General features: G+C 74.8%; 12 protein-coding genes. 4 read left to right on the forward strand and 8 right to left on the reverse strand.

The window, feature by feature from the left end; translation table 11 throughout:
* Positions 1-24 precede the first annotated feature (24 nt).
* Positions 25-1,656, forward strand: a complete 1,632-nt coding sequence (gene groL, locus GPA02_RS13830) for a chaperonin GroEL (protein WP_156200660.1) — start codon at positions 25-27, stop codon at positions 1,654-1,656.
* Between the two features lie 113 nt (positions 1,657-1,769).
* Here groL and GPA02_RS13835 read toward each other — a convergent pair whose 3' ends face one another.
* A complete protein-coding gene (locus GPA02_RS13835) occupies positions 1,770-2,564 on the reverse strand; it encodes an HhH-GDP family DNA glycosylase (RefSeq protein WP_156200661.1) in 795 nt (264 codons plus the stop codon).
* 111 nt (positions 2,565-2,675) lie between these two features.
* Here GPA02_RS13835 and GPA02_RS13840 point away from each other — a divergent pair, with 111 nt between their 5' ends.
* On the forward strand, positions 2,676-2,816 hold the full coding sequence (locus GPA02_RS13840) for a hypothetical protein (protein ID WP_204986614.1): 141 nt from the start codon (positions 2,676-2,678) through the stop codon (positions 2,814-2,816).
* A gap of 12 nt (positions 2,817-2,828) precedes the next feature.
* On the opposite strand, the gene GPA02_RS13845 is transcribed toward GPA02_RS13840, so the two are convergent.
* Positions 2,829-3,308 (reverse strand): HD domain-containing protein, encoded by a 480-nt coding sequence (locus GPA02_RS13845; RefSeq protein WP_156200663.1) that lies wholly within the window; start codon positions 3,306-3,308, stop codon positions 2,829-2,831.
* Positions 3,309-3,339: 31 nt separating this feature from the next.
* Between GPA02_RS13845 and GPA02_RS13850 the strand changes: the two genes are divergently transcribed.
* On the forward strand, positions 3,340-3,984 hold the full coding sequence (locus tag GPA02_RS13850; RefSeq protein ID WP_156200664.1) for a histidine phosphatase family protein: 645 nt from the start codon (positions 3,340-3,342) through the stop codon (positions 3,982-3,984).
* A gap of 39 nt (positions 3,985-4,023) precedes the next feature.
* A complete protein-coding gene (locus GPA02_RS13855; RefSeq protein ID WP_156200665.1) occupies positions 4,024-4,812 on the forward strand; it encodes an inositol monophosphatase family protein in 789 nt (262 codons plus the stop codon).
* 423 nt (positions 4,813-5,235) lie between these two features.
* On the opposite strand, the gene GPA02_RS13860 is transcribed toward GPA02_RS13855, so the two are convergent.
* The 6 genes from GPA02_RS13860 to GPA02_RS13885 all read right to left on the reverse strand — a co-directional run.
* Positions 5,236-5,475, reverse strand: coding sequence for a MoaD/ThiS family protein (locus GPA02_RS13860; protein ID WP_156200666.1), 240 nt, complete (start codon positions 5,473-5,475; stop codon positions 5,236-5,238).
* On the reverse strand, positions 5,472-5,726 hold the full coding sequence (locus tag GPA02_RS13865; RefSeq protein ID WP_156200667.1) for a DUF6457 domain-containing protein: 255 nt from the start codon (positions 5,724-5,726) through the stop codon (positions 5,472-5,474). The genes GPA02_RS13860 and GPA02_RS13865 overlap by 4 nt, the downstream gene beginning before the upstream one ends.
* Positions 5,723-6,337 carry a molybdenum cofactor guanylyltransferase gene (mobA, locus tag GPA02_RS13870; protein WP_240134054.1) on the reverse strand — a complete coding sequence of 205 codons (615 nt, stop codon included), beginning with the start codon at positions 6,335-6,337 and terminating at the stop codon, positions 5,723-5,725. The genes GPA02_RS13865 and mobA overlap by 4 nt, the downstream gene beginning before the upstream one ends.
* Positions 6,321-6,791, reverse strand: coding sequence for a cyclic pyranopterin monophosphate synthase MoaC (moaC, locus tag GPA02_RS13875; RefSeq protein ID WP_156200668.1), 471 nt, complete (start codon positions 6,789-6,791; stop codon positions 6,321-6,323). The genes mobA and moaC overlap by 17 nt, the downstream gene beginning before the upstream one ends.
* Positions 6,788-8,011 carry a molybdopterin molybdotransferase MoeA gene (locus tag GPA02_RS13880; RefSeq protein ID WP_156200669.1) on the reverse strand — a complete coding sequence of 408 codons (1,224 nt, stop codon included), beginning with the start codon at positions 8,009-8,011 and terminating at the stop codon, positions 6,788-6,790. The genes moaC and GPA02_RS13880 overlap by 4 nt, the downstream gene beginning before the upstream one ends.
* On the reverse strand, positions 8,008-8,422 hold a 415-nt coding region (locus GPA02_RS13885), incomplete at its 5' end, for a rhodanese-like domain-containing protein (RefSeq protein ID WP_162457787.1). The genes GPA02_RS13880 and GPA02_RS13885, both read right to left, overlap by 4 nt.

An 8,422-nucleotide genomic window follows, 5' to 3' on the forward strand; every position in this document is an offset into this window, starting at 1 on the left:
CAGTACCGGAGGAATCCAACCCCCATGGCCAAGATCATCGCCTTCAACGAGGAGGCCCGGCGCGGGATGGAGCGTGGGCTCAACACCCTCGCCGACACCGTGAAGGTCACCCTCGGCCCGAAGGGCCGCAACGTCGTCCTCGAGAAGAAGTGGGGCGCCCCCACGATCACGAACGACGGCGTCTCGATCGCCAAGGAGATCGAGCTCGACGACCCGTACGAGAAGATCGGTGCGGAGCTCGTCAAGGAGGTCGCCAAGAAGACCGACGACGTCGCGGGTGACGGCACCACCACCGCCACCGTCCTCGCCCAGGCGCTCGTGCGCGAGGGCCTGCGCAACGTCGCCGCCGGCGCCAACCCGATCGCCCTCAAGAAGGGCATCGAGAAGGCCGTCGAGCGCGTGACCGAGGCCCTGCTCGACTCCGCCAAGGAGGTCGAGACCAAGGAGGAGATCGCGGCGACCGCCGGTATCTCCGCCGCCGACCCGGCCATCGGTGAGCTCATCGCCGAGGCCCTCGACAAGGTCGGCAAGGAGGGTGTCATCACCGTCGAGGAGTCCAACGCGCTCGGCCTCGAGCTCGAGCTGACCGAGGGCATGCGCTTCGACAAGGGCTTCCTCTCGGCCTACTTCGTGACCGACAACGAGCGTCAGGAGGCCGTCCTCGAGGACGCGTACGTCCTGATCGTCGAGTCGAAGATCAGCAACGTCAAGGACCTGCTGCCGCTGCTCGAGAAGGTCATCCAGAGCGGCAAGCCGCTGCTGATCATCGCCGAGGACGTCGAGTCCGAGGCGCTGGCGACCCTCGTCCTCAACAAGATCCGCGGCATCTTCAAGTCCGTCGCGGTCAAGGCCCCGGGCTTCGGCGACCGCCGCAAGGCGATGCTCGCCGACATCGCGGTGCTCACGGGTGGCCAGGTCATCTCGGAGACCGTCGGCCTCAAGCTCGAGAACGCCACGATCGACATGCTCGGTCAGGCTCGCAAGGTCGTCGTCACCAAGGACGAGACCACGATCGTCGAGGGTGCCGGTGACGCCGACGCCATCGCCGGCCGCGTGAACCAGATCCGTGCGGAGATGGAGAACAGCGACTCCGACTACGACCGCGAGAAGCTGCAGGAGCGTCTCGCCAAGCTCGCCGGCGGCGTGGCCGTCATCAAGGCGGGCGCGGCCACCGAGGTCGAGCTCAAGGAGCGCAAGCACCGCATCGAGGACGCGGTGCGCAACGCCAAGGCCGCCGTGGAGGAGGGCATCGTCGCCGGTGGTGGCGTCGCGCTCATCCAGGCCGCCAACAAGGCGCTCGCGAACTTCGACGACCTGCAGGGCGACGAGGCGACCGGTGCCAACATCGTGAAGATCGCGATCGAGGCCCCGCTCAAGCAGATCGCCATCAACGCCGGCCTCGAGGGTGGTGTCGTCGCCGAGCGCGTGCGCTCGCTCGAGACCAACCACGGCCTCAACGCCGCCACCGGCGAGTACGAGGACCTGCTGGCCGCCGGCATCAACGACCCGGTCAAGGTGACCCGTTCTGCGCTGCAGAACGCCGCCTCGATCGCGGCGCTGTTCCTCACCACCGAGGCCGTCGTGGCCGACAAGCCGGAGAAGGCCGCTGCGGCGCCTGCCGGCGGTGGTGACGACATGGGCGGCATGGGCTTCTGAGCCTGACCGTCTGACGCATCACACCGACGGCCCCCGGGAGCGATCCCGGGGGCCGTCGTCGTCCGCGGGCCCGGGTGGGGGACCGGCGGCGCGAGGTCGCGCCGCCGCCGGGCTCACGCGGCCCTGGTGCCGCCGGCGAGCGTGGCGCGCACGCAGCCGGCGGCCAGGCGTGGCAGGTCCTCGGGGTCGACGAGCGCGGCGAGCGCGTCCGGATCGGTCGGCAGCCCGAGGCGAGCGGCGCCGTCGAGGACCCGGGTGTCGAGGTAGGGCTGCAGATCGGGCCACACGCCCTGCGCCTCCCTGAGCACGATGTGGGCGGCGTGGGTGCCGACGCCGGGCACGCGCCGCAGCGCTCGGTGCAGCTCCGCGGCCGAGGTGGCCTCGCGGTAGAGGGTCCGCAGGTCGCCGTCGAGCCGGTCGACGACGTCGCCGGCCGCGCGCACCAGCAGCGCCGCCTTGGTGCGGTGGAACCGCCAGTAGCCCGCGGCCGTGAGGTGCCGCGACACCTCCTCGACCGGTGTCCGCGCGAGCGCCGCCGCGCTGCGGGTCGCCGGGCGCAGCGCCCGCGCGGCACGGAGGGCGGTGGCGTGCTGCACGGGCGCCGCGAGCAGGCAGGACAGCACCAGCAGCCGGAAGACCGACGACGGGGTGTCCCTCGTCGCGATGCCCGCCTCGGCCGCGAAGGTCCGCGACTCTGTGACCAGCCGCGCGGCCCGCGCGGCTGGCGTCTCGGGCTCGGTCGTGTCGGGGTCCGCGGTGCTGCGGGGCTCGGTGGTGCGGGGCTCGGTGGTGGTCCCCGGTCCGGTCGGGGTGCCGGCCGCCGCGGTGCGGCGGGGCTCGGTCGTGTCGGGCTCCGCCGTGCTGCCGTGCTCGGCGCGCGCGTCGGGGCGGGTCGTGGGGGTGGTCATCTCTGCTCTCCGTCGTCGGTACGTCTCTGTCCTGGCGCGGTTGGGTGCGTGCGAGCGGCGTCGGACGCGATGCCTCCGCACCTCGCGCTGCACGGTCACGCTCGGTCGTCCGTGCTGGTGGCGCCGGCCAGGCTGGCGCTGGGCGCACTGCCGCAGGCGCCCGCACGGATGCGCCGGCTCTCGGCGTGCTCGCCGATGCCGCTGTGGCGAGCGGCGCCGTCGTGGCTGCTCGTGGCCCAGCCGCCCTGGTGAGCGGCAGCGCGCTCAGTCGAGCAGCGTCGTCAGCTCGCGCCGCAGGTTCGCCGTGGCGGGTTCCTGCCACAGCGCCTGCCCCCGCGGGGTGCGGTAGAGCGGGTCGAGCGCGAGCAGGTGCCGCAGCACCTTCGCCCGTCCGGCCCGCCACCGCCCGTCGTCGACGTGGGCGTAGTCCTTCCGGACCCGCGCCACGTAGCGGTCGTACACCGGCGGGGCGGAGCCCAGCACCGCGAGGTCGGCGTCGCACAGCAGCGCCCCGTGGTGGTCGCCGGGCGCGGGCCGGTGCTCGGCCGTCAGCCGCACCAGCCGCGCCACCTCGGCCACGGTCTCGCCGGGCAGGCGACCGGCCAGCAGCGACTCCGCGAGCCGCGCCGAGGCCTCCTCGTCGGCACCGGCGACGCCCTCGTAGACCGCGTCGTGGAACCAGGCCGCCAGTTCCACCGGCAGCGGCACCGGGCCGTCGGCGACGCGCACCAGCGCGTCCAGCACGGCCAGCAGGTGCGTGCTGTATGCTGGCCGCGTGACGACGCAGAGCGGCGGCCCGCCGCCACCCACCGGCCACCTGGTGCTGCTGCGGCACGGCGAGACCGAGTGGTCGCGCTCGGGTCAGCACACCGGCCGGACCGACATCCCGCTGACAGCGCGCGGCGAGGAGCTCGCGCAGGCGTCCGGGCGGCTGCTCACCGACTACCGGTTCGTGCTCACGCTGTCCTCGCCGCTGCAGCGGGCGCGGCGCACGACCGAGCTCGCGGGGCTGACGTCCGAGATCGACGACGACCTGCTCGAGTGGGACTACGGCGGCTACGAGGGCCTGAGCACCAAGGACATCCGCGCGCGGCTGGGCTACGACTGGTCGGTCTTCCGGGACGGCGTGGTGCCGGGCGACACCCCGGGCGAGACGGTCGAGGAGGTCGCGGCCCGGGCCTCGCGGGTGGTGCGCCGCGCCGTCGAGGCGATGGCCGACGGCGACGTCGCGCTCGTCGGCCACGGCCACTGCCTGCGGGTGCTGGCCGCGGTGTTCCTGCGGGCCGAGCCGCGCTTCGGCGCGCAGCTGCTGCTCGACGCCGGCTCGGTCAGCGTGCTCCATTTCGAGCGGGAGGAGCCCGCGATCCGGGTCTGGAACCACGGCCCCGCCGTCGTCGAGGCGGCAAAGGGTCACGACTGAGGCAGGCGCCCTCCCGCGGCTGGACTAACGTGGTCGCACGTGGACACCGAGGCCGTTCTGGATCTGCTGCGGCAGACCGCCGTCGACATCATCACCCCGCGATTCCGGTCGCTCGCCGAGGGTGAGGTGTTCGAGAAGGAGCACCCGAACGACCTCGTGACGGTCGCCGACCGGGAGTCCGAGGAGGCGATCACGGCCGCGCTGCGTCGCGCCTACCCGGACGCGATGATCCTCGGCGAGGAGGCGACGTCGGCCGACCCCTCGCTGCTGGACGCCTTCGCCGCCGCCGACCACGCGTTCACGATCGACCCGATCGACGGCACCTACAACTTCGTCCACGGCAAGGCCGACCACGCGGTGATGGTGGCCGAGCTGCGTGCGGGCGAGGTCGTGCGGAGCTGGATCTGGCAGCCGGAGCACCAGCTCGCCTTCGTCGCCGAGCGCGGCGCCGGCGCCTACCGCAACGAGGAGCGGCTGCCGCGGCTGGAGCCGGCGGCGAGCCCGGCGGAGTGGGCGGGCATCAGCTCGCAGAAGCACATCCGCGGGCACGGCTTCGGCGACCTGGCGCCGCTGCGCGAGACCTGGTTCTGCGCGGGTGTCGACTACTCCCACGTCGCGGCCGGCGACGTCGACTACGTCGTGTTCGCCCACGCCAAGCCGTGGGACCACGCGCCCGGCGCGCTGCTGCTCGCCGAGGTCGGCGGCACCCTCGTCCGCGGCGACGGCTCGCCCTACGCCCCGGGCGTCGTCAAGCCCTGGCTGATCGGCGCCGCCAGCCCTGCCGTCGCCACCCACGTCCGCGAGCAACTGGGCGCCGCCCTCACCTGAACGCGCTCGCCCCACCTCGCTTTCACCGCACTTTGCAACACGCACCACTTTCACCGCACTTTGCAACACGCACCACTTTCACCGCACTTTGTGCCGCGGCCGGGTTTCACCGCACTTCCTGTCGCTCGTGCTCAACCGCACGTCTCGCGTCGGCAGACCCACCGCGCACTCACCACGACGCACTCGACACGCGCCCGACCAACCGGGGGCATGACGCCGACCACGCCCTGCTGCCTGGACATCTGCGCCGACGACCTCGGGTGCTGCACAGCGCGGTGCATTCGGCGTGCGGCATAAGGTGCGGTGAAACCGGGCCCTGTTGCAAAGTGCGGTGAAACCGGGCCCTGTTGCAAAGTGCGGTGAAACCGGGCTGTGTTGCAAAGTGCGGTGAAACCGGACCGGGGGGGAGGCAGGGAGGGGGCGTCAGCCGCCGGCGAAGGGCGGGAGGACGTCGACGACGTCGGTGCCGGCGAGCGTGACCTGGGGGTCGTCGACGCGGCGGCCGTCGACGAGGAGCGCGCACCGGGTGAGGACGCGCTCGAGGTCGGGTCCGTGCGCGGCGATCATGCGGGCGCGCAGCTCGCCGAGCGTGTGCGCCTCGATGACCTCGGCCTGGGTGCCCGCCGCCTCGGCGGCTGCGGCGAAGTAGCGCACCTGGGTCACGACGCCTCCCACGCGCGCGCGGCCTCGGCGGCGGTCGCGCACGCCGCGCGGACCGCGTCCGCGCCGCCGCCCTGGGCGGCGGCCGCCAGCCCCACGACGAGCGCGCTCACCGGCGCCGCCGGGCGGTCGACGTGGTGCGCGACGTCGCGCGTCATGTCGAGGATCGTGCGCAGGTCGACGGCGCCGGGGTCGACGCCGAGGGTCGCGCACAGGTGCTCCACCCAGGCCTGGATCGGGGGCAGGTCGCTCATCGCGGGCCGTCACTCCTTCGCCGTTCCGCTCTGCTCAGATCCTCCCAGGTATCGATGTCCGCCGCAGCCTCCTCCGGCGCCGCGGCCCGGTGCAGCACCAGGCCGGCGGTGAGACGTCGCATCGAGCACCCGCGCACGCCGCCGACCGCGGCGAGCGCGGCGCGCAGCGCGCCGCGCCGGTAGGCGCCGGCCAGCCACTGCGCGCGCCCGGCGGGGTCCTGCAGCACGACGCCGTCCGCCGCCCCCGGCAGGTGGCGCCACGCCGTCAGCAGCCGTGCCGTCGCGGCCTCGGGGCGGGCGAGGTCGCACGCGAGCACGAGGACGCCCTCGGCGCTCGCACCCTCGCGCTCGTCGAGCGCCGCGAGCCCCGCCGCCAGCCCGGCCACCGGCCCGCCGTGGGGCGGGTCCTCCTGCACCACCGGGACCGCGGGGCGCAGGGCGGCGGGACCCACGACCACGCACCGCCGGGCACCCGCGAGGCGGGCAGCCGCGACCGCCCGGTCGACCAGCCGCTCGCCGTCGAGCAGCAGCGCCGCCTTGTCCCGGCCGAGCCGGGAGCTGCGGCCGCCGGCGAGGACGACGGCGTCCAGCGGCTCAGCGGGTCCAGTCACCCGACTTGCCACCGGTCTTCCGCTCGAGCCGCACGCGCGTGATCTCGGTGCCCTTGTCGAGCGCCTTCACCATGTCGACGACGGCGAGCGCCGCCACCGACGCCGCCGTCAGCGCCTCCATCTCGACCCCCGTGCGGTCGGCGGTGCGGACGGTCGCGCGGATGTCGACGCCGTCGTCGACCACCTCGACGTCGACCACGGCGCCGTGCACGCCGATGACGTGCGCGAGCGGCAGCAGCTCCGGCGTGCGCTTGGCGGCCGCGATGCCCGCGATGCGCGCGACCGCGAGCACGTCGCCCTTGGGCACCGCGTCGTCGCGCAGCACCTCGACGACGTGCGGCGCGCACGCGACGTGCGCCGACGCCGTCGCCGACCGGACGGTCGGCTGCTTCTCGGTGACGTCGACCATCCGGGCCTGGCCCGCGCCGTCGACATGGGTGAGCGGTCGGCTCATCGCGCCCCCTCCAGGACCTCGATCTCGTCGCCCTCGTGCACCTCGGTGACGTCGGCGGGCACCCGGGCGAGCCCGTCGGCGCCCGCGAGTCCGCCGACCAGGTGGCTGCCCGACCCGCGTCGCGACGACGGGTGCACGAGCGGCGTGATGCCGTCACGCGTGATCGTGACCGGCATGTACTGCTCCCGCCCCGGCGGGCTCGACCACGACACCGCGGCCCGGGCCGGCAGGAACGCCGGCTCCACGTCCCTCTCGCCGGCGAGCCGTCGCAGCGCCGACCGCACGAACACCTCGAACGAGACGTAGACGCTCACCGGGTTGCCGGGCAGCGCGACGACGAGCGTGCCGTCGGCCAGCCGTCCGGAACCCTGCGGCTTGCCCGGCTGCATCGCGACCGGTCCGAACCACATCGACGGCAGCGGCGCGAGCACGGCCTTGACGACGTCGTACGCGCCGACGCTGACCCCGCCGGACAGGATGATCGCGTCGACGCGCGGGGAGACCTCGGCGAGCGTCGCGCGCAGGGCGTCCTCGTCGTCGGGCACCGCGCTGACCCGTTCCGGCACGCAGCCGGCCTCGGCGACCGCGGCCGCGAGCAGGTGGCTGTTGGAGTCGGGGATCTGGCCGTGCGCGAGCGGCTCGCCCGCGCGCACGAGCTCGGAGCCGGTCGAGACGACCGCGACCCGCGGCCGTGCGTGCACGTCGAGCAGGCCGTGCCCGGCCGCGGCGGCGGCGCCGAGGTGCCGCGCGGTCAGGCGGGTCCCGGCGCGCAGCACGAGCGCGCCGGTCGCGAGGTCGTCGCCCGCGCGCCGCACGTGGGTGCCGACGGCGCTGGGCCGCCGGACGACGACCCGCTCGGTGCCGCCGTCGGTCACCTCGACCGGGACGACGGCGTCGGCGCCGGCGGGCATCGGAGCGCCCGTCATGATCCGGATCGCGGTGCCGGGCGCGAGCGTGAGGCGGTCGGTGCGTCCGGCCGGGACGTCGTCGGCGACGGGGAGCACGACCGGGCGCTCGTCGGTCGCGCCCGCGACGTCGTCGGCCCGGACCGCGTAGCCGTCCATCGCCGAGTTGTCGAACGGCGGCGTCGGGACGCGGGCGTGCAGGTCGTTCGCGAGCACGAGACCGGCGGCGTCGGCGAGATGGGTCGGCGCGCTCGCGGTCGGCTCGACCAGCGCGAGCACCTGCTGCCGGTACGCGGCCGCGGAGATCGCGCTCATGCCGATCGCGAGGTGGTCGCGAGCCAGGCGGGGAAGCCGCCGGCGAGCGAGACGGCGTCGCGGCCGTCGGCGCGCAGCAGCGCGGCCGCCCGCTCCGAGCGGGGCCCGGCCTTGCAGTAGGCGACGATCGTGCCCTCGCGGGGGACCGCGGTGCGCCCGGCCTCGGTGAGCAGCCGGGCGAGCGGCACGTGCAGCGCACCCGGGATGCTGCCCGCGGCCACCTCGACCGGCTCGCGGACGTCGAGCACCGTCACCGGCGCGTCGCCCTCGAGCAGCGCGCGCAGCTCGGCGGCGTCGATGACCGGCACCTCCGGGCGAGCGAACGGCGAGGCCACGGGAGCGGCCGCCGCCGGGGCCGGCGTCGGGGCAGCGGGCGGCTGCGCGGCCGGCGCCTGCGCTGCGGGCTCCGCG

Origin of the sequence: Actinotalea caeni, from assembly GCF_009733795.1 — a bacterium.
Taxonomy (GTDB): Bacteria; Actinomycetota; Actinomycetes; order Actinomycetales; family Beutenbergiaceae; genus Pseudactinotalea; species Pseudactinotalea caeni.